The sequence below is a fragment of the Lacrimispora sphenoides JCM 1415 genome (assembly GCF_900105615.1).
Taxonomy (GTDB): domain Bacteria; phylum Bacillota; class Clostridia; order Lachnospirales; family Lachnospiraceae; genus Lacrimispora; species Lacrimispora sphenoides.
This window is the reverse complement of sequence record NZ_LT630003.1, coordinates 2,590,694-2,611,103: the sequence shown is the minus strand read 5'-3', so window position 1 is coordinate 2,611,103 and position 20,410 is coordinate 2,590,694. Positions and strand designations below refer to the sequence as shown.

The 20,410-nt window shown below is 41.4% G+C and carries 18 protein-coding genes and 1 riboswitch; of the genes, 13 read left to right on the top strand and 5 right to left on the bottom strand.

What is annotated here, in order from left to right; all coding sequences use genetic code 11:
- Positions 1-39 precede the first annotated feature (39 nt).
- A riboswitch (FMN riboswitch) is annotated at positions 40-154 on the bottom strand.
- A gap of 319 nt (positions 155-473) precedes the next feature.
- The 5 genes from BMX69_RS11785 (at position 474) to BMX69_RS11765 (ending at position 8,340) form a co-directional block, all read left to right on the top strand.
- Entirely contained in the window at positions 474-1,910 is a 1,437-nt protein-coding gene (locus BMX69_RS11785; protein WP_242941413.1) for an ABC transporter substrate-binding protein, read from the top strand.
- An 83-nt stretch (positions 1,911-1,993) separates the two neighbouring features.
- The gene (locus BMX69_RS11780; RefSeq protein WP_242941412.1) at positions 1,994-2,905 is read left to right on the top strand and encodes a carbohydrate ABC transporter permease; all 912 of its coding nucleotides are present in this window, start codon (positions 1,994-1,996) and stop codon (positions 2,903-2,905) included.
- 11 nt (positions 2,906-2,916) lie between these two features.
- A complete protein-coding gene (locus BMX69_RS11775) occupies positions 2,917-3,795 on the top strand; it encodes a carbohydrate ABC transporter permease (protein ID WP_025233926.1) in 879 nt (292 codons plus the stop codon).
- 3 nt (positions 3,796-3,798) lie between these two features.
- Entirely contained in the window at positions 3,799-6,093 is a 2,295-nt protein-coding gene (locus tag BMX69_RS11770) for a glycoside hydrolase family 65 protein (protein WP_054791608.1), read from the top strand.
- 75 nt (positions 6,094-6,168) lie between these two features.
- Positions 6,169-8,340, top strand: coding sequence for a glycosyl hydrolase family 65 domain-containing protein (locus BMX69_RS11765; protein WP_100042441.1), 2,172 nt, complete (start codon positions 6,169-6,171; stop codon positions 8,338-8,340).
- A 43-nt stretch (positions 8,341-8,383) separates the two neighbouring features.
- Here the strand turns inward: BMX69_RS11765 and BMX69_RS11760 are convergent, their stop codons facing one another.
- Positions 8,384-9,394 carry a LacI family DNA-binding transcriptional regulator gene (locus tag BMX69_RS11760; RefSeq protein WP_100042440.1) on the bottom strand — a complete coding sequence of 337 codons (1,011 nt, stop codon included), beginning with the start codon at positions 9,392-9,394 and terminating at the stop codon, positions 8,384-8,386.
- A gap of 117 nt (positions 9,395-9,511) precedes the next feature.
- On the opposite strand from BMX69_RS11760, the gene pgmB reads away from it, so the two are divergent.
- Positions 9,512-10,168 (top strand): beta-phosphoglucomutase, encoded by a 657-nt coding sequence (pgmB, locus tag BMX69_RS11755; RefSeq protein ID WP_100042439.1) that lies wholly within the window; start codon positions 9,512-9,514, stop codon positions 10,166-10,168.
- A 106-nt stretch (positions 10,169-10,274) separates the two neighbouring features.
- Here pgmB and BMX69_RS11750 read toward each other — a convergent pair whose 3' ends face one another.
- Complete coding sequence (locus tag BMX69_RS11750) at positions 10,275-10,826, bottom strand: flavodoxin family protein (protein ID WP_100042438.1); 552 nt, start codon at positions 10,824-10,826, stop codon at positions 10,275-10,277.
- 177 nt (positions 10,827-11,003) lie between these two features.
- On the opposite strand from BMX69_RS11750, the gene BMX69_RS11745 reads away from it, so the two are divergent.
- From BMX69_RS11745 to BMX69_RS11715, 6 genes are all read left to right on the top strand, one after another.
- A complete protein-coding gene (locus tag BMX69_RS11745; protein WP_054791606.1) occupies positions 11,004-11,342 on the top strand; it encodes a winged helix-turn-helix transcriptional regulator in 339 nt (112 codons plus the stop codon).
- Positions 11,343-11,466: 124 nt separating this feature from the next.
- Complete coding sequence (locus tag BMX69_RS11740) at positions 11,467-11,730, top strand: GNAT family N-acetyltransferase (protein ID WP_166433191.1); 264 nt, start codon at positions 11,467-11,469, stop codon at positions 11,728-11,730.
- 743 nt (positions 11,731-12,473) lie between these two features.
- A complete protein-coding gene (locus BMX69_RS11730; protein WP_157724409.1) occupies positions 12,474-13,127 on the top strand; it encodes a GGDEF domain-containing protein in 654 nt (217 codons plus the stop codon).
- A gap of 41 nt (positions 13,128-13,168) precedes the next feature.
- Positions 13,169-14,035 carry a DUF2785 domain-containing protein gene (locus BMX69_RS11725; RefSeq protein WP_054791601.1) on the top strand — a complete coding sequence of 289 codons (867 nt, stop codon included), beginning with the start codon at positions 13,169-13,171 and terminating at the stop codon, positions 14,033-14,035.
- A gap of 123 nt (positions 14,036-14,158) precedes the next feature.
- Positions 14,159-14,791 (top strand): type 1 glutamine amidotransferase family protein, encoded by a 633-nt coding sequence (locus BMX69_RS11720; RefSeq protein ID WP_054791600.1) that lies wholly within the window; start codon positions 14,159-14,161, stop codon positions 14,789-14,791.
- A gap of 63 nt (positions 14,792-14,854) precedes the next feature.
- On the top strand, positions 14,855-15,271 hold the full coding sequence (locus tag BMX69_RS11715) for a RidA family protein (protein ID WP_054791599.1): 417 nt from the start codon (positions 14,855-14,857) through the stop codon (positions 15,269-15,271).
- An 84-nt stretch (positions 15,272-15,355) separates the two neighbouring features.
- Here BMX69_RS11715 and BMX69_RS11710 read toward each other — a convergent pair whose 3' ends face one another.
- The 3 genes from BMX69_RS11710 to BMX69_RS11700 form a co-directional block, all read right to left on the bottom strand.
- Entirely contained in the window at positions 15,356-16,516 is a 1,161-nt protein-coding gene (locus BMX69_RS11710) for a uroporphyrinogen decarboxylase/cobalamine-independent methonine synthase family protein (RefSeq protein WP_100042433.1), read from the bottom strand.
- 106 nt (positions 16,517-16,622) lie between these two features.
- A complete protein-coding gene (locus BMX69_RS11705) occupies positions 16,623-17,552 on the bottom strand; it encodes a LysR family transcriptional regulator (RefSeq protein ID WP_100042432.1) in 930 nt (309 codons plus the stop codon).
- Between the two features lie 12 nt (positions 17,553-17,564).
- Positions 17,565-18,128, bottom strand: coding sequence for a TetR/AcrR family transcriptional regulator (locus BMX69_RS11700; protein WP_054791597.1), 564 nt, complete (start codon positions 18,126-18,128; stop codon positions 17,565-17,567).
- Between the two features lie 179 nt (positions 18,129-18,307).
- Between BMX69_RS11700 and BMX69_RS11695 the strand changes: the two genes are divergently transcribed.
- On the top strand, positions 18,308-20,203 hold the full coding sequence (locus BMX69_RS11695) for a heavy metal translocating P-type ATPase (protein ID WP_100042431.1): 1,896 nt from the start codon (positions 18,308-18,310) through the stop codon (positions 20,201-20,203).
- Positions 20,204-20,410 lie beyond the last annotated feature (207 nt).

Sequence of the window (20,410 nt, the reverse complement as noted above, 5' to 3'; positions counted from 1 at the left end):
TCCAGAGCAAATTTACATATACACAGAGATACTGTGACTTATCATCTTCTTTTATCCAGACTATACTGTCGGCTTCGGAATTACACCGAATCATGCCTTGCGGCTCGTGGGCTTTACCACCGGTAGGGAATTGAACCCTGCCCTGAAGATATTATTCAATTAAAAATCATTATACTATGTGTTTTTCATTTGTCAACTAGAAATATATCTGCTATTTTGCGTTAAGTGCTTGAATAGGCCAAAAGCAGGCTGCCTTGAGAGCCAAAAGCAGCAGTATGAAACCTATGGTATCAGTTCAAATATTATGTCGTTTAATGCAATATATACAACAATAAATAATAATTAAAACTCATTGACAACAAAATTCACAACTGCTATAATAGGTTTAACGTTAAATCAACAATACATAACATACTGCGATGCAAGTTTAACGTAAAACTACATAAAAGCATATCAAAGGAAGGGGAAGATTTATGAAAAAAATGAAAAGGCTTGTCAGTATGCTTATGTGCTTACTGCTGGTCGCAACAACGTTAGTTGGATGCAAAAAAAACGAAACGTCTGCAGTGGCAGCATCTACAGAGGGAGCAGCAGCGGGGGCGCCTGTTGAGAAATTCCAGATCAAGCTTGGTATCTGGCCTGAAGATACATTAACTGACGATGTTAAGCTTCATGAAGGATATGTAAAAACCTTCAATGCGGCTCACCCTAATGTAGAAGTGATTCCTGCATATTACAAATACGCAACGGATACCTTCGTATCCTTAGCAGAGTCAGGGAATCTGCCCACTATTTTCGATACTTGGTTTACAGAGCCCCAGAAGTTAATTAATGGAGGCTTTGTGGCTGATATTACAGATGAATTAAAAGCCAGGGGCTGGGATGCAGCAATGAATCCTTCTATCCGCGATATGCTTTCCAAAGACGGCAGGATCTATGGACTTCCCCGTGATGGATATGCACTTGGTCTGATGCTTAATGTTGAGCTTTTTGAAGAAGCCGGCTTAGTTGATGCAAACGGATCTCCCCAGTATCCAAAGACTTGGGATGAACTAGCTAAAACAGCTAAGATAATCAAAGATAAGACCGGTCAGGCAGGTTTATGCCTCTTAGCGAAAGATGGCGCAGGCGGGTGGCACTTCAGCAACATTGCCTGGGGATTTGGGGCAACATTTACACTTTTAAAAGACGGAAAATATGCTGCTAATGTAAATAGTCCTGAGGCGATTGCAGCTATGGAATATGTGAAATCGTTAAAATGGGATTATGACGTACTTACTGCTGATCCTACCAATGAAGACTGGGGGACTGGTTTCGGTGCGTTAGGAACCGGAACAGCTGCTATGTATATAGCTGCAAACGATGCCGTAAACCAGCCGACACAGGTTAACGGTCTTCCTGTTGATAAGTTATCGATCGTTCCCATTCCGGCAGGACCGAAAGGACAATACTCTTTATCTGGGGGTACACCTTATATGTTCTCAAAGGATGCAACACCGGAACAGATTAATGCTGCTCTTGATTACCTTGAGATTATGGGGAAAGCACCTGTTGCAACAGATGTAGCGATTGCCGGCATGAAAGCGGATGATCAGAACAAAGTTAATAACAATGTACCTGTAATTCCCCGTTTCCCCTGCTGGGTCGATCAGAAAGTTTTAGATGCGGAAACAGCAGTAACGGAAGAATATAGTAACGTTGATATGAAGCTTTACAACGACTACTTTAATATTATCAAAACGAGTGGCAACTTAAGAGCCGAAGAGCCCGGCTCCGCACAGGATTTATATGCGGAACTCACAAAAGTTCTTCAGGCAGTCATCACAGATAAGAATGCGGATATTCCAGCACTTATGAAAACAGCAAACGATAACTATCAGGAGATGTTAGACCAAAAAGTTAACAAATAAATATAGCATCAGGCTGATGGGGATCTTTTGCAAGATGCCCATCAGCTTTGATAAGACATTAAAACATAAGGAGGGCAGATAACGTGGCTGAAACAAAACATAAACTGGCAAATAAGAAACCTTGGACGGGGTTAAAAAGAAGAGATCTGACGGGATGGTTTATCATGCTGCCTACAATCCTGTTATTTGCATTTTTTGTGTGGGAGCCATTGATTGAAAGTATCCGACTCTCTCTTTATACAGCGAAAGGAATTCGTCTTCAGGAGTTTGTGGGCCTTCAGAATTATGCGAAGGTTTTGAAACACCCGGACTTTCTTGCGGCGTTTTCCAATACATTTGTCTATATTTTATGGTCCTTGATCATCGGGTTCTTTGTACCTATCATACTGGCAATTCTCATAACAGAAACAACGTGTTTAAAGAGCTTTTTCCGTGTTGGAATATATTTCCCTAATGTTATGCCGGGTCTTGCCATGGTTTTGATGTGGGGCTTCTTTTTCCGCCCCGGCAATACCGGTGTTTTAAACATTCTTTTGGATAAGATCGGGGCAGCACCGCAGATATGGCTTACAAATCCTAAATGGACGATCCCCTTAATTGTAGCTGTGATGACCTGGAAAGGTGCCGGTTCTACTGCATTTATCTATATGGCAGGCATATCCAACATCAATCCTGAGCTGTATGAGGCAGCTACCATAGATGGTGCAGGAATTATAAACAGAATGCGTTATATTACCATTCCAAATATTTTTGCTCTTGGTAAGACATTACTGATTCTTCAAATTATTGCAGTATTCCAGATTATTTATGAACCGCTGGTTATGACCAATGGCGGGCCTAATAATGCAAGTATTTCGATTATGCAATTGGTATATAATTACGCCTTCAGGGATTTTAATTATCCCATGGCGGCTGCATTATCCGTAATGATGAGCATTGTTTTAATTATTCTAAGCGGTTTGTATTTTAAATTCACCGCGTCAAAAGAAGATTAGGGGGGATTTGAATGTTATTTGACAGTTACAGAAAAAAAGAAGACGGAGTCGTCCGTTTTTATGACCTTCATTCCAAACGCACCAGAACTTTGCTTATCGTTATCTATTTGTTATGCATTGGCATAGTCATCGCTTCTTTGTTTCCTCTTTTATGGGTATTCTTAGCGAGCTTTAAGGATATTAAGGAGTTTAGAAGAAGCGCAACACTTCTGCCTTCCAATTTTGATTTTGGTACATATATAAAGACCTGGAATGATTTAAAGTTCGGTAAGTTTTATATTAACTCTTTTACTTCCGTGTTAGGCAGTGTTGTAAGTGCTGTTATTTTTAATGGTCTTATTGCTTATGTACTTGGCATTATAAAGCCAAAGGGACATAAAATCGTTTTCGGACTGGTTATGTGGAGTCTTTTGATTCCCGCCACAACCAGTGTTGTAGCTTTATTTGTCAACATCAACAGAATCGGATTGAATCAATCCTTTTTACCGCTTTGGCTGTCATTTGGAGCCAATGCATTTTATGTAATATTATTTAAACAGTTCTTTGAAAGTCTGCCCCAGGAATTAATTGAAGCAGCTAAGTTAGACGGATGCAGTTATTTAAAGACATTTGCCAGAATCGTGCTTCCCCTGTCAAAGTCCATTGTAGTGGTAGTGGTTATCTTTGCAATTAATGCTGCCTGGTCTGATTTCCTTCTTCCCTATCTGGTTCTTAATGGTTCCGGTAAGGAAACGGTGATGGTAAGACTGTTTATGTTCCGCACTTCCAATGCAACGGACGTAGAGATATTAAGAGCGGTAGCATTCTCAATCATACCTCCTATCGTATTATTTACTTTATTCCAAAAACAAATAACAGAAGGTGCAGCAGCAGGAGCATTAAAGGGGTAGAATATGGCAAAATCAGCAGATTTTTATTATAAGGTACATCCGTGGAAAATTACCGAAGAGGGATTTAACAAGGACTATGCTTTGGTTTCTGAATCTATTTTTTCACTGGGTAATGAATACATGGGCACCAGAGGCAGTTTTGAGGAAGGGTATTCCGGCGACAGTCTTATGGGGTATTACTTTAACGGCATTTATGAAAAGACGCAGCTTGAAAAATCAAGTTACAAAGGGATTGTAGACGAAACAGAGTTCATTGTAAATTCTGCAGACTGGTTATACACCCGAATAGAAGCAGACGGAGAATTATTAGATTTAAACACGGTACAGTTTAAAGACTTCTACAGGGAATTAGATTTAAAGAGTGGTATTCTGACCAGATCCTATCTATGGGTATTAACAAGCGGCAAGGAAATAAGACTTGAATTCATACGCTTCCTGCCTATGAAAGAGGCAGAGTCTGCAGCGCAGAAGATAATCATAACTCCTCTTAACTTTTCAGGAGAAATAACGCTTCATTCCGGCATTGATTTTACCGGGATTCATCAAATGACTGGACGCAATATGTGGAATGTCGTGTCTAAGCCAGCAGATGAGAATACAATCAGTATGCTTGGAACTACCATTGGTACAGATCAGTCTCTTTTCGTTAGCTGTAAATTTCTCTGTGATTATGTAAATAGGGAAGATGAACAGGAAGAGAAACGATACGTCAGAAAATTCACACTTTCTCTTGAAGAAGGTAAAGAATTTGAATTCACTAAGATTATAAGAAATATCAGCAGAAAGGGTATTGCAGAGTCTGATAAGAAAGCTTTTAAAAAGAAATGTGAAGAGAATGCGGCAGTTTTAAATGTATTGACTTATAACAAATTAAAAGAGGATACCCTTGCATGGTGGGATGCAGCCTGGCAGGAATCTGATATAGAGATAAAAGGAGATGAGCGGAACCAGCAGGGGATCAGATACTGTATCTTCCAGCTGCATCAGACGTATCACGGTGCGGATCAGGGAACGATCATTGGTGCGAAAGGATTAACAGGAGAAGCTTACAGCGGCAACACATTCTGGGATACAGAAGCGTACTGTCTGCCATTTTATATCTTTAACAATCCACAGGCAGCAAAGCATTTGCTGGAGTTCCGTTATCTGACTCTTTCAGAAGCCATGGACAGGGCAAAAGCACTTGACTGTGAAGGGGCCTTCTATCCTATCGCTACCATAACAGGAAGGGAATGCTGTTCTCTCTGGCAGCATGCAAGCCTTCAGCTGCAGGCATCCACAGCAGTCGCTTATGGTTACTGGCATTATGAGAATAATACAGGTGACAATGGATTTATTTTTGAAAAGGGTCTTCCGATTCTGATTGAGGTCAGCCGAATGCTGGCTTCCAGAGGGGATTGGAGCGGTGACGGTACCCGCTACGGATTCTATGGAGTCATGGGACCGGATGAGTTCCAGATGATGGTAAATAATAACTGCTATACCAATTATATGGGGAAGAAAACCCTGGAATATACATTGGATGTAATAAAAAGATGCTCTGAAACGGCACCTGAAATCTATGGTGCTGTCACGAAGGACAGGGGCCTGACAGAGAAAGAAATTGAGAACTTTCGTAAGATAGCAGAACATATGTACATTCCTTATGAGGAAGAAACAGGAATTTTTGAACAGCATGAGGGATATTTTAATCTTCCCCAGATTGACGTTGATAAAATACCTGTGGAAGAATTCCCTCTTTACCACCATTGGAGCTATGACAGGATATACCGCAATAACATGTTAAAGCAGCCGGATGTCTTAATGATGATGCTCCTTTACAACAAAGATTTTACCAGGGATCAGTTGGAGAGTAACTATAACTACTATGAACCCAGATGTATCCATGAAAGCTCACTTTCCCCATCGGTCCACTCCATTTTGGCATCTCAGCTTAAAAAAGAGGAGGAAGCATATAAATTCTTTGGTTTTGCAACCAGAATGGATCTTGATAATTATAACAGAAATACCGGGGAAGGACTGCATACTACTTCCATTGCAGCCGCTTGGATGAATATTGTATACGGATTCGGAGGAATGAGATCTGACGGGAAAGAACTGACCTTTGCTCCTTCTTTGCCGAAGCAGTGGGAAGGATACTCCTTTCGGGTGCATTTGAAAGGAGATATCTTATTCGTTGCCATTGACAAGGATCATATGAGAATATCCTCTAAGAAAGGAAGCAGCATTAAGGTTCTGATTTATGAAAAAGAATATGCCATAGGTCAGGAAGAAGTGGTTATCCCTATAATCTATTAGGTAATGAGCCGCCCTATGGCGGCTTATTCCATTAGACTTTATGCCGCTTAAGCGGCAGAATGAGAGGAATGATACATGATTAGCTGGAAGATCGAAGAGAATGGATATGATCCCCGGAAAACAGCAAATCTGGGAAATAAATTTCTAGCCGGCAATGGTTATATGGGAATCAGGGGAACCCTGGAGGAGTACACAAAAGAACAGTTTCCCGCGATAAATCTTGCAGGTATTTATGATCAGGCAAATGGATGGAGAGAACCTTTAAATGCTCCCAATGGCCTATATACCAGACTTCTGGTCGAAGGGGAAGAATATAGCCTGCTAAAAAAGGAGTGGCTGTCCCATAAGATGAGTCTGAACTACAGGCATGGTCTATTTAGCCGTGAGACTGTATTTCAGACGAAAAAAGGAAGTATATCGTTACAGACGGAAAGATTTGCAAGCATGGAAGAAAAACACCTGATCGCCTTAATGGTAACGCTTACTCCTTCCTTTGACGGAGAGGCTGAGATAATAACAGGTATTGATGGTGATGTCTGGGATATTAACGGTCCTCATTATGACAGCATAGATACCGGTTCTTTGAATGAATGCCTGTATGCATTTGGCACTACACATGAGAATCAGGACCATGTGGCCGTGGTTGAGGCCATTGGGCTTCTTAAGAAAACAGACCAGATGGTCAGCAATGGTGACAGAAAAGTAATGCGGCGCATCAGTATTCCTTTAAAAGCCGGTGGGCAGTACAAATTTTATAAATACATAGCTGTTTATACCAGCAAAGACGGTGAGAACTATCAGTCAGAAGCAGAAAAGCTTGCACTGAAAGCAAAGGAAGCCGGATATGAAAAGCTGCTGTCAGGCCATAAAAACAACTGGGAAGAGAAATGGAAGGTATCAGAAGTATCAATTGAAGGAGACGATGAGGCAATGGAAGCTCTTAACTATTCTCTTTACCATCTCCACAGCATTGCGCCAAGACACTCTGAAAGCCTGTCCATCGCAGCCAGAGGGCTATCAGGTCAGACCTATAAGGGAGCGGTATTCTGGGATACTGAGATGTTTATGCTGGATTTTTTCCTCTTTACAGAGCCCCAAATAGCGAAAACACTGTTAAAATACCGGATTGATACGCTGCCCGGTGCCCAAAAGAAAGCTGAAAGCTATGGGTTAGACGGTGCTTTTTACCCGTGGGAGAGTCAGGAGGGCGGATATGATGCCTGCTCTGATTACAATGTAACAGATGTATTTACCGGCCGTCCCATGAGAACTTATTTTAAGGATAAGCAGATCCATATATCGGCAGCAGTGGTTTACGGTATTATGCGTTATACCTTATTTACCGGAAAAAGAGATTTGTTGTCAGAGGGCGGGGCAGAAGTAATATTGGAATGTGCGAAGTTCTATTACAGCCTTTTGATCAGGAAAATTAAAGATGAGCGTTATGAACTTTGGGATGTAATCGGTCCAGATGAGTACCATGAGAGAGTAAACAATAATGCTTATACAAACCGAATGGCTAAGTATACCTTTGATGCAGCCGTTGAAATTCTAAAAGAAGAAAAAAAAGAAGCAAATAAAGATTCATTACAGAAGAAAGAGCTGCTAGAGAGACTGCAGGATGCAGCAGAACATCTTTACATCCCAGCGCCCGACGAAAAAACCGGTATTATTGAACAGTTTGACGGCTACGAGCAACTGGAAGAAGTTTCAATTGCTGAGGTTAAGGAAAGGCTTCTTCACGAAAAAGAATACTGGGGAGGAGCTTATGGCGTGGCATCCCATACCAAGATCATAAAGCAGGCAGATGTTGTAACCATGATCAATCTATTCTCCGAAGAGTATGATGCTGAAACACGTTATAAAAACTGGATTTATTATGAACCCAGGACGGAACACGGTTCTTCCTTAAGTGCCTGCATGTATTCCATGCTTGCCTGCAAATGCGGTATGGCGGATAAAGCATATCCTTTCTTTATCAAGTCAGCCGGAGCAGATCTTGGAGATGGCGGAAAGCAATGGGCCGGACTTATCTATATCGGCGGCACCCATCCGGCAGCCAGCGGCGGAGCGTATATGACTGCAGTGGAAGGGTTTGCCGGACTGCGGATCGAGGACGGAAAGCTAAAAGTATCCTCCCGGCTATCATCCGCCTGGATCAGATTAAGCTTTAAGGTTTATTATCTGGGAGATTTGTATCAGATTACTGTAACTAAGGATGAAGCACAGGTAAAAAAAATCAGATAAAAATAAGGAGGGAATGCGTTTTAACATTCCCTTCTTACTAAGATCAGAGTGATATCACACTTTCTCTTTCAACAAGATGAATTGGAAGAATGATCTCATTGTCTGGTATCGGTTTGTTGTCAAGCTTATCCATGAGGAAGTAAACAGCCAGTTTGCCCTTTAAAGGAGCATCCTGATGAATGGTGGTAAGTGTTGGTGATGTAAGCTGACATAAGTTAATATCATCAAAGCCCATGACAGAAAAATCTTCAGGGACCCTTTTACCGGCTTGTTTAAGACCTGCCATGATTCCTGCAGCCAAAATATCCGCTGTAGCAAATATGGCTGTTATATCTTTTCTGGCGGCTAATTGTGTGCCAAGGGTTATGGTAGTTGCCGTATCAAGCTCCTGTTCAAAAACCAGATTTTTACGAAAAGGAATGGAAGCATCCGCCAGAGCGTTTTTATAACCCTGAAAACGTTCGTCAACAACGCCCTTCTTTTTGATGGGAGGAGAGGCAAATGCAATATCTTTATGACCTTTGTCAATGAGATATTTTGTGGCGGTATATCCACCGTCATAGTCCTGAAGGCCCACATTGCAGATATTCGGATGAGCTACATAGCTATCGATTAATACCACGGGTATTTTAAGTTTGGTAAGTGCTTCAAAAAATTCATCCTGAAATACACCGGTACAAAAAAGACCGTCAACATTCCAGTTATGAAGGAAATTCATTAAATCGGAAGTGGTTTCCACGGTACGGAGCATTAGATAATAACCGTTTTCCCTTAAGGTTTTTTCAATGGAACCTATGAAGGCAGAATGAAAGGGATCTTCTACAATACTTTCTTTTTTATTTGAAGTCAGGTGACTGATCATCCCGATAACTTTAGAGGAGTTTGACACAAGAGCACGGGCGGACATATTTGGAACATAACCCAATTGATCGATGGCTTCATTAATAAGGGTAATGGTCTCTGTTGATACACGACCGGCCCTTCCATGAATCACATTGGAGACGGTGGTGCAGCTTACCCCTACAGCCTGTGCAATATCTTTTATTGTAGCCATTTTATGCTCCTTTCTTCCGCAAGTTTAATGTTAAACTGAATTAGTAATAGTTTAGCATAATTGAAAGAGATTGTACAGATGAAATGAGAGACCTAAAGAATATAAGGAGAGATAATTATGATTCTCGGAGTGATTTTTGATTTAGATGGAGTATTGGTATCCACGGATGAATTGCACTTTAAAGCGTGGAAGATACTGGCAGAGGAACTTGGAATTGATACATTCACAAAGGAAGATAACAAGAAGCAAAAAGGTGTCAGCAGAATGGAATCTCTTGAAGTGGTGCTGGGAAAGGGAAGTAAGATTTATACCCAGGTGGAGAAAGAGGAGTTTGCTGAGAGGAAAAATAATTATTATAAAGAGCTCTTAGAGAAGTTAGATGAGCAGGCGATCCTTCCTGGGGCGATCGAGTGTTTAAAAATGATAAAAAGCAAAGGCTTATTAATCGGTGTAGGTTCAGTGAGCAGGAATGCACCTCTCATTCTTGAAAGAACAGGACTTCTTTCTCACATTGATAAGGTAAGCTGCGGACTTGATATTACAAGGTCGAAACCGGATCCTGAAGTTTTTGAAGTTGCTGCAAATAAATTGGGTTTAAAAAATGAGGATTGCCTTGTAGTGGAGGATTCAATGGCCGGTATAGCAGCCGCAAAAGCGGTACATATGAAAACCCTGGGAGTCGGGCCAGAGCATGCACAGCTGAGGGCAGATTATGCAGCCCCCGGACTTGCGGCAGATATTGACTGGATAGGGATTTTAGGAGATAACTACTAGATTAAGCATAGCCAAACCTCCAAACTGATGTAAGAAAGAATTACTCAGTTTGGAGGTATTTTTATGGCAGGAATATGCCTGGCTGGGATTGAATCATCTTTCTGACTTAGAACTTATCGGCTAATGCTATGACCTGTTCCAACCCATTTGTCTTGTAAATATCCCCAGGTGCAGCAACCGATGGTACCAAAACCTCACCCACTGACTTCCATTGAAGCAAATCAGTGGTTTGCTTGTAAGAAAAGCGGATTCCGTCAAACATAGGCATATCTTTATCTTCGCAACAGACAATGAGAGCACATTCCTTATTGCCGACCCCTCTCTTGCCAACTAAAAATGCATAAAATTTGTCAATTACGGCTTTTAATTTTGCCGGGTATGAATACCAATACAGAGGTGTGGCAAAAACAAATACATCAGCTTCTAAGAGCTCAGGAGCTATTTTATTAAAATCATCATCAAAACTGCAAGCCTTACCTGTATTAAAACAGGTTTCGCAAGCGGTACATCCCTTAATAGTCATATCAGCTGCATCAAAGCGCGTGACACTGTGCCCTTTCTTTTCTGCCTCCTTGGTAAATGCTTCCGCCATAGCAATGCTATTGCCGGTTTTTCGAGGACTGCCGGTAAGTATAACGATTTTTTTGCTTTTTTTCATATGATCCACCTTTCTGCTAAGATTGATGACAAAACCGGGCGGTGTTTATTACAAAGAATGTTGACACCAACCAGTATGTCTGCTTTAATTATATTGTAAACTAGCTATTATTCAAGTACGCACATAAATGTTCAATACTAATATTAAGGTGTAGTACTTACGAAAAGGAGAGTGTAAATGAGTTTTTCGTGTATTTCAAAAGCTGAAGATTTAGAGAATACAGGATTTAGTTATACCTTATCTCTGATCAACGGAAAATATAAAATGGTAATATTATATTGTTTGATGGAGTTTGAAGTAGTAAGATATAATGAAATGAGAAAATATATCAAAACCATATCATATAAAACTTTGAGTACAATGCTGAAAGAATTAGAGGCTGACGGGCTTGTCCATCGGGAGGAATATCCGCAAATTCCGCCTAAGGTGGAATACAGCTTAACCGAACGGGGCAAATCCCTGATTCCAATTCTTGATATCATGTGTGAATGGGGGAATACCAACCGTACGACGTAACAAGGAACATTTGATTGATTTCAATAAGTACGATGAAATAGTTTCAGATATCTGGTGAGGGGCGGGTGTGGACATACAATTTAGAAAAGGAACGGAAGAATATTTAGATAGTTGTATAAAAGCGATGGAACATTCATCAATGTGTACGGCTTATTTTCAATCGGAAGAGAGCAGAGCGAATGCAGTAATGGAAGGTATACATAGAGGAACTTTGTATGTGGTTCTGTGCAGCGGTGAATGCGCCGGATTTGCATATTTTATTCCAGAAGGTGCCTTTCACGCATTTCATTACCTGCATCTCATTGCTATTAAAGAGGAATACAGGGGAAAAGGGATAGGAAAGAAATTACTTACAATCCAGATGCAAAGATTTTTTATGAGAAATTAGGATATAAGTACCTGGCAACAATTCCAAGCCTTTATCGTAAAGGGATAGACGAATTTTTAATGATGAAGGTATACGATGGGGGAGAGTAATTCAGGCAGAATCTCATGACATGTGGAAGCTGTAACGCTCAGTATTTATAGATTATAATGGTAATAGTTCAGTAGGCTTTAGGTCCGGCTTGCTTGAGAAGGTTAATTGTTTATAATTTCAGCTTGGAACTTCAACATGAAGGTGGGGAGCAATAAAATGAGTTTAGACTTCAGCATCAAAACTCTTATATTTACAATTGTGATAGGACATCTTTTTTCTGGAATATTAGGTATTGCCTACATGATCCAACATAAAAAGGATTCTTCTTTATATATCTTTTTATTTGCAAGACTGTTTGATACCTTTGCATGGGTTCTTCTTGGGTTAAGGGACGTTATCAATCTATGTATTTCAATATCCTTTGGTAATTCCTTTTTAATTATTGCTCAGGCCACGCAGATTATTGCGTTCTTGATTATAAAGAAACGCTGTAACAGATCAATAAAACGGGTATATGTTATGCGGTGATCCATCTGGCCTTATTGCTGCAATATGCGGAGGGTGTGCGGGTTTCAATTATGTCCGTCAGTATGATTATACTTTGGTGCTTCCCAATCTATGTATTTTTAATGGATAAAAATTCATCGGTTTTACAAAAGACAGTCGCTTTCATTTATTTAACAGGATTTATTTTGCTTATTCTAAGAGCTTTTATGGGAATCAGATTAAGTGAATCCGTATCTTTGATGTCGAATAATATGTACAATGTTTTGTTTTTCGTTTGCTTATATCTGATTATGCTGATCGGGAATATTGGTTTTATCCTTATGGCAAAGGAAAAGTCGGATTTAGAATTGACTAAGGTTGCTACATATGACGAACTGACGGATATATTCAACCGAAGAGCATTTTTACTGCGGGCAAAAGAGAACATCTCATTATTCTCAAGAAGAAAGGAGCCTATTTCATTCTTTCTTATTGACCTGGATAATTTTAAAAAAATCAATGATGTTTATGGCCATTTTGCAGGGGATATGGTATTAAAAGATTTTGCAGTGAAAATAAAAAATCAATTACGGGATTATGATCTGTTTGGCAGAATCGGCGGCGAAGAGTTTACAGTACTGCTTCCTGGAACGAATGAAAAGGAGGCTTTAGAAGTCGCAGAAAGATTAAGAAGGATTGCAGAGAAAGCTTCTGTCAACGTTGGCAGAGATCATATTATAAAATATACGATAAGTATAGGAATCGTCACCGTTATTCCAGATGAACACACTTCTATAAACACACTGTATAAAATAAGTGATGATGCTTTGTATGCGGCAAAAAGGAATGGACGGAATCGGATTGAAGTAGTTAAATCATGATTTATGGATCATGGGGGATTAATGCTAAAGGAGTAGAGCGATTGAATAATAAAAGAGAACAACTTATATTAGAATTAAGAAAGATCCAGGAAAATCAATACATGGTGGCAGGAGAACAGGATCCGTGGGATTATGTATTGCAGATGCTTGACCATATCGGTGATACGGATTCCGAGTTTCGTGATGAGTTAATATATAATACCTTCAGTGAGTGGATAGAAGAGAAGGAATCTTTCAATGAAGAGCAGCTTAAATATATTCTTACCATCCTGATGGATAAGGAACATTTATTTTATCAAATAGGCAGCGACGGAAATGACAGCGTTTTTACTAGGACGTTTTCAGCGCTGGTCGTAGTTCTGGTTTTAAATAGACATAGAAAAAAGGCATTGTTAAGTATTGATGAGTTTATTGATATCAAGGACAAAGTGATAGAATACTACACTTCGGAAAAGGACTTAAGGGGATATGTTCAGAAATCAGAATGGGCACATGCAGCAGCACACGGTGCAGATGTAATGGATGAGTTGGTACAATGCCGTGAATGCAGCGAGGATATAATGAAAGAAATTTTAAATGCCTTTAAGAAAATCTTGCATAATGGAACCTATATTTTTCATACAGAAGAAGACGAGCGTATCTGCCGTGTTGTTTTCAGAATCATGAAAGGGAATCTGTTATCAAACCAAGAGATTATCAATTGGATCGAAGAGCTAAGTGAATGTGCGGGCTGGCAGAATAACCGGATGCAGTATATTGCAAGAGTCAATTCAAAGAACTTCATAAGGTGCCTGTATTTCAAAACAATGCATTACGACAGTACATTGGATCTTATAAATGTACTATTCCATGCAGAAGAAAAATTAAACCGTTTCCATAAAATAGATCGGGAATTAATAGAAAATTAATTTTAACAGCTTCACTGACAGTAGTTGTCAGTGAAGTTGTTTTATTATAAAGATAACATCATTTTCTCTCGCGGCCATTTGTTTGATCCGCGCTTGGAAAATTAAAAAATGGAGGATGTGTGTATGAATAAAAACGTTGTATATCTTTATGTATTTGATACAATGGCTGATTGGGAAATAGGTTATTTAACTGCGGAACTGAATTCCGGAAGATATTATAAGAAAGGCGTAGCCCCATCAAAAATCGTTACGGTCGGAACGAGTAAGACACCTGTTATCACAATGGGAGGCCTGAACATATTACCGGATATAGAACTTCATGAGTGTACCATGGAAAACGCAGACGCCTTGATTTTACCTGGCGGAAATACATGGACAGAACAGGTTCACGATCCCATTTTATCTATGGCAGAGCAGTTTTTAAAGGAAGGTATTATTGTGGCAGCTATTTGCGGAGCTACAATAGGTCTTGCCCGGAAAGGATTGCTGGATTCCAGCCGGCATACGAGCAATGATTTGGGATATCTTAAGATGATCTGTCCAGGCTATGAGGGAGAACAGTACTATATGCAGGAACCTGCCGTAACTGCCGGGAATTTGATAACTGCTTCCGGAATAGCGCCCCTGGAATTTTCCCTCCATGTCCTGAAAGCTCTGGATGTATTTTCTGCAAAAACATTAGATTCCTGGTATCATCTTTATAAGACACATAAAGCGGAATATTTCTATGAGTTGATGGATTCAATCCAATCATGAGGGGATAAGCGCTAAGGTTTCAATGGAGTGATAAGATCTGGTTTATTGAAAGGAGAAGAAATTATGAGCGGATTTAAAGTGGAGCATAAGAATCCGGAGGGGTTATTCGTATCAAAAGCATTTAGTCAGGCGATTACCGTTAGCGGTAAGGCAAAAACAATTTATATAGGCGGACAAAATGCGACTAATTCAAAAGGAGAGCTTGTAGGAGCCGGAGATTTGGAATTACAGACAAAGCAGGTGCTTCATAATATTGCAGCCATATTAGCTTCTGAAAATGCAAGCTTTGCCAATCTGATTAAACTCAACATTTATTTACAAAATGGATGCGACCCGCAAGTTGGCTACAAAGCGTTTCAGGAAATGGCTGGTTTATCAGATAATCCGCCGTTAGTCACTGTTTTATTTGTTTCAGGAGTCGGACGTCCAGGGTGCTTACTTGAAGTGGACGGAATTGCTGTCATTGAGGATAAAGACTAAAATGGCTGGCATTCAGTAATCATAATACTTAATACCGGCAGGTTTTCCTGCCGGTATTTGTCATGCTTATTAAACTGAACGAACTCATTCTCCCCAGTATGACAGTGCGATTCTCTGCCCCTGATCAATTTTTGCCCACTGTTCTTCTTCCGTCAGCTCGTTGCCGCCGTCACAGGAAGCAAATCCGCACTGGTGAGAGAGGAGCAGGCGGTCTTTTGGGATGATTTCAGATGCCTCGTTAAGCAGCCGGATCACACGGGCTTCGTCATCCGGCGTATTGGTTTTTGATGACAATAAGCCCAGAACAATCTCTGTATCCGGCTTATCCTGAAAAACTTTCAGCGCCTCTAGGGATCCCGCACGGTCGTCATCCCATTCCAGGAAAAAACGGTCATATTTTAACTGCTTTAAAAACAGATTGGCAATCTTTACATAGGATCCGCCGCCCATATTCCGTGAATCGTAGTTGCCGCGGCAGTTGTGGGTCCACATAGCAAGCCCCAGGCTGTGGCCGAAATCAATCACTGTATTATTGATTTCGATAAATTCAGCCGCAAGTGCCTTAACTTCATCCTGGTTGATGTGTTCGCCCGTGTAGGGGGAATTGGGATTATCGTCTGCAAAAAGCTCCCAAAGACAGTCATCTAACTGCAGGATTTTTCCGCCGGCAGAAGCGTATTCCTCTACAAATTCTATGTAAGCCTGTGTCAGTCCTGCTTTCAGCTCCTGCGGGTTATTGTAAACAGAGCCATTTCCGCCGATGTTATCTGACCATAACAGTTCTCCAAAGATATGGGATGGGGATGGGATGCAAAGCTTTGTTTCCTTATCTCCGGCAATGGATTTAAGCTGCTCAAAGACTTTGATGAAATGGTGATTCCTGCCGCAGAGCGGTTCCGTGATTTTAAGACCGATGTCCCGGCGGGTTTCGTATTTACGGGTATCATCTTTGTCACGGAAAAAGTAGCCGTGTTCCGCGATGTAACGGCTGACGCCGTGAAATCCCCAAACAAAGTCCAGGTGCCACATGGACTTGGAATACTCGCCATCGGTAATGACTGTTAACCCGTGTTCGATTTGTTTTGCGACGACATCTTTCGTAGACTCTGCCTCACACTGCTTATAGCCTTCAAAACCGTTGTAGAACGGGTAGGTAATATCATCCTGCTTCTCTATCTGGTTCTTGTATTTCAGCAAAGCTGCCGGGCGCAGCAGACTGCCTACTATCTGGAATTTTTTGCTCATAGAAAAATCCTCCTTTATCAGGTACATCAATTTAGTAAGCTGATTGTACCATCCAGGGAGGACTTATTGGTAACATGAAAAAAATATGCCAAGTTATAGCTCCAGGCTATAACTCATTTTTAATATCAACGCCATATTCGGCCACAACTGCTTTCAATTCCTCAAGGTACATTGCCGCCTGCCGTGACAACTGAATATCTTTGTGGGAAATCCAGCCAACCTCTATCGAATCGTTGACGCGAAGAGGTACTGCCGTGATATTATCCCCGTTTAAGTCTGCGCTTACAATTCCTGTAGAAATTGTATAGCCATTAAGCCCTATCATAAGGTTAAAAATAGTGGCTCTGTCACCGACATGAATATCTTTCCTGGCGTATTCGGTGCTGAGTATTTCTTCTGAGAAATAAAAGGAGTTGTAATCCCCCTGCTCAAAGGACAATCGGGGGTAATCAGCCAGGTCTTCAAGAGTTACATATTTTTTCCTGGCAAGGGGATTGGAGGTGCTTATAAAAACATGAGGAACAGCGGCAAACAGCGGATGAAACGTCAGATTGTTTTCACGCAGCAGCTTTTCTAACACCTGGCGGTTAAAATTGTTCATGTAGAGGATACCGAGTTCGCTTCGCAGGTTTTTCACATCCTCCACAATCTCAAAAGTCCTTGCTTCCCGCAGCGTATACTCATATTCTTCTGCATCGGTTTTTTTTACCATATTGACAAATGCATTCACAGCAAAGGCATAGTGCTGGGTGGATATGGAGCACAGCCGCCGTGACGGTTTCTTATTCAGCCACCGTTGTTCTAAGAGACTCGCTTGTTCCACGACCTGCCGGGCGTAGCCCAGAAACTCCGCTCCGTCAGTGGTTAAAGATATGCCTCTGGGAGTCCGGGTGAGAAGTTCGAGTCCGATTTCGGTTTCTAATTCGCGAAGAGCATTTGAAAGGCTTGGCTGGGCAATAAACAATCGTTCGGCGGCTTTGTTGATGGAACCGCAGTTTGCCACTTCAATAAAATATTTTAACTGTTGTAATGTCATCTTTTTTCTCCCTTACACAACCGGCTGTATGACTGCCCAAAAGTAGTCTGCGATTTCCTCCGGTGGCTGCTTCATATGATTTTTCAGCCACCACCGCACCAGATTAACAAAGCTCCCTGATATATGATCGATGAGAAAGTCCTCCGGTACAATGGGATTCTTACGGGTGCTCCCGCTAAATATGTGCAGCGTAACAAGCTCATGGAAGTATTGATGAAAGTAACGCTGGAACAGTTCCCCGTTTTCACAGGTCAAAAGGATAATCATCGTCCGTCCATGCTCTCTTAAGTGGTATAGAATATGAGTCACTATCGCCTTTGGATCGCCGGTTGCCATTGAAAAGTCATGAGTCGGTTCTGCTTCCGGCTTATGAGAGAAAACATGCTCAAACAGTTCGGCACACATTTCCCGCAATAGATCGTCCTTTGTTGGAAAATGGGCATAAAAGGTTGTCCGGCCCACGTTGGCCTCATCAATGATTTCCTGTACGGTGATTTGCGAATAGCTGTTATGAATCAGCAGTTTGCTGAATGCATCGAAAATAGCTTCCCTGGTTTTTCTTTGTCGTCTGTCCATATACCTCTCCATTTTGAACAATTTTGCAGATTTGTTCGGTATCGTACATTTTAAAAAAATCGTTTCTTGTATCGCTTATATACCATTGTTATACTATTTAAAGAACAATATGTTCTGTTACGAACTTATTGTACTGAAAAATGACGAAAGAATCAAGGGATAATTTTGGAGGACAGATCATGTTGAAAAAAATAAGCGACTTATTCGCTGGTCTTACAATGACAATTATTTCCGGTGCGTTTCTGGTGCTCAGCCTGATACTGCTGCTGACGGGGAAGGAGGTCCCTTTAAATCCGGCATGGATAACCATTCTTTTATCCGGATACCCGCTTATTTATCTTGCAGTCACCCGATTGGTATATGAAAAATGGATCTCTTCCGCATTGCTGATCTCCATTGCGATGGCTGCCTCAGTTGCCATCGGTGAGTTCTTTGCTGCCGGTGAGGTTGCCTTTATCATGGCAATTGGTGCAATTTTAGAGGAAAAGACAGTTGAACGGTCAAAAAGAGGATTAAAGCAGTTAATCAGTCTTACCCCCATGATGGGAAGAAGAATTCTTACTGATGCATCGGGAAGCCGGGAAGAAATGATCCCGCTGGAACAGATCCAGCAGGGCGATATTCTTCGGATCCTGCCTGGGGAAACGATCCCCGTAGACGGCGAAATAACGGAAGGCAACACTTCAATCGACCAATCGGTCATAACCGGAGAATCACTCCCGGTGGATAAAAGCGTAGGAGATCAGGTTTTCTGCGGAACCATCAACCGTTACGGCTCGATTGAGGTTGTTACAGCCAGGGCTAATGAGGATTCTTCCCTTCAAAAACTGATCCGAATGGTTCAGGAAGCTGAAAATAAAAAAGCACCTATACAGCGTATTGCGGATCAATGGGCGGCCTGGCTTGTGCCTGTGGCATTAGGGATTTCCGTGGCTTCATTAGGTATCACATGGGCCCTTGGATATGAAATCATGGAAGCCTTAAACCGCGCCGTTACCGTCCTTGTGGTATTCTGTCCATGTGCATTGGCTCTGGCCACCCCCACCTCTATTATGGCGGCCATCGGACAGGCAACAAAGCACGGTGTTATCATTAAATCCGGTGAAGCATTGGAAAACATGGGAAAAGTGGACTGCATTGCCTTTGATAAAACCGGTACACTGACCAGAGGCATTCCGGTGGTCGCAGATGTGGTTCCTTTGAAAGAAGAAGTAGGGGAAGAACAGCTTTTAAGACTGACGGCCTCTGCAGAAGCCTATTCAGAACATCCCTTGGCCAAAGCGATTGTCTCTCATGCGAAAGAATTGCAGATGACAATAGAACCTGCAGAGAATTTTCAGATGCTGCCGGGAAAAGGCATCTCGGCAACGGTCAACGGACAGACCCTGCTATGCGGAACCGTAAGCTTTCTAAAAGAAAAGCAGATACTTGTGGATGAATCGGTGTCCATTAAATTAGAGAAGTATCGTGCACAGGGAAAAGCGATGATACTTGTAGCAAGAGAAAGGTCATTGATCGGAGCGATTACCCTTTCCGATACGCTGCGGGATACCGCTTATGGTGTGGTAAAGGAACTCCATGGCATGAATACCCGGGTTGTGCTTCTGACTGGAGATCATATTCAAGCGGCAGGATATTTTGCCGAAAAGATTGGCATTGGTACTGTAAAAGCCGGGCTGCTGCCTGAAGATAAAGTAAGCAGTATCTCAGGGCTTAAAAAACAAGGGAAAAAGGTATGCATGATCGGGGATGGCGTCAATGATGCACCTGCACTAAAAATCGCAGACGTAGGTGTGGCTATGGGGAGTATGGGAAGTGATATCGCTATCGAAGCGGCAGACATTGCTTTGACCGGCGACGATATTTCTATGATTCCATATTTGAAAAGGCTGTCCAATTCCACGGTTCACACCATAAAATTCAACATCACTATCTCAATGGCAATTAATGTTACCGCCATACTTTTGTCGGTAACAGGCGTACTAAACCCGGTTAGCGGTGCATTGGTACATAATGCTGGTTCTGTACTGGTGGTATTGAATGCGGCGCTGCTCTATGACCGGAAATTTACGTAATGCGGAAGAATTGTGGCTTTATGAATGTAGAATTCTTTGGATACATATTAGGATTCAGGAAAAATAAATAGAAGAAAGAGCATCCTTTTATGTATGGGGATGCTCTTTCTTTTACCATTATTTATTGAACTTCAATTCATTAACGCACCCAAAGGAACACGGAGTTCGTATAAATTTTATAAATCTGACAGGAAATTAATAAAAAAA

Excerpts from the sequence above, each read along its gene's own strand:
- BMX69_RS11765 (WP_100042441.1), top strand. The coding sequence starts at position 6,169 with ATGATTAGCTGGAAGATCGAAGAGAATGGATATGATCCCCGGAAAACA.
- BMX69_RS11705 (WP_100042432.1), bottom strand. The coding sequence starts at position 17,552 with ATGACATTACAACAGTTAAAATATTTTATTGAAGTGGCAAACTGCGGT.
- BMX69_RS11785 (WP_242941413.1), top strand. The coding sequence starts at position 474 with ATGAAAAAAATGAAAAGGCTTGTCAGTATGCTTATGTGCTTACTGCTG.
- BMX69_RS11745 (WP_054791606.1), top strand. The coding sequence starts at position 11,004 with ATGAGTTTTTCGTGTATTTCAAAAGCTGAAGATTTAGAGAATACAGGA.
- BMX69_RS11750 (WP_100042438.1), bottom strand. The coding sequence starts at position 10,826 with ATGAAAAAAAGCAAAAAAATCGTTATACTTACCGGCAGTCCTCGAAAA.
- BMX69_RS11740 (WP_166433191.1), top strand. The coding sequence starts at position 11,467 with ATGGAACATTCATCAATGTGTACGGCTTATTTTCAATCGGAAGAGAGC.
- BMX69_RS11695 (WP_100042431.1), top strand. The coding sequence starts at position 18,308 with ATGTTGAAAAAAATAAGCGACTTATTCGCTGGTCTTACAATGACAATT.
- BMX69_RS11730 (WP_157724409.1), top strand. The coding sequence starts at position 12,474 with ATGGGAATCAGATTAAGTGAATCCGTATCTTTGATGTCGAATAATATG.
- BMX69_RS11700 (WP_054791597.1), bottom strand. The coding sequence starts at position 18,128 with ATGGACAGACGACAAAGAAAAACCAGGGAAGCTATTTTCGATGCATTC.
- BMX69_RS11775 (WP_025233926.1), top strand. The coding sequence starts at position 2,917 with ATGTTATTTGACAGTTACAGAAAAAAAGAAGACGGAGTCGTCCGTTTT.
- BMX69_RS11720 (WP_054791600.1), top strand. The coding sequence starts at position 14,159 with ATGAATAAAAACGTTGTATATCTTTATGTATTTGATACAATGGCTGAT.
- BMX69_RS11710 (WP_100042433.1), bottom strand. The coding sequence starts at position 16,516 with ATGAGCAAAAAATTCCAGATAGTAGGCAGTCTGCTGCGCCCGGCAGCT.
- BMX69_RS11715 (WP_054791599.1), top strand. The coding sequence starts at position 14,855 with ATGAGCGGATTTAAAGTGGAGCATAAGAATCCGGAGGGGTTATTCGTA.
- BMX69_RS11760 (WP_100042440.1), bottom strand. The coding sequence starts at position 9,394 with ATGGCTACAATAAAAGATATTGCACAGGCTGTAGGGGTAAGCTGCACC.
- pgmB (WP_100042439.1), top strand. The coding sequence starts at position 9,512 with ATGATTCTCGGAGTGATTTTTGATTTAGATGGAGTATTGGTATCCACG.
- BMX69_RS11770 (WP_054791608.1), top strand. The coding sequence starts at position 3,799 with ATGGCAAAATCAGCAGATTTTTATTATAAGGTACATCCGTGGAAAATT.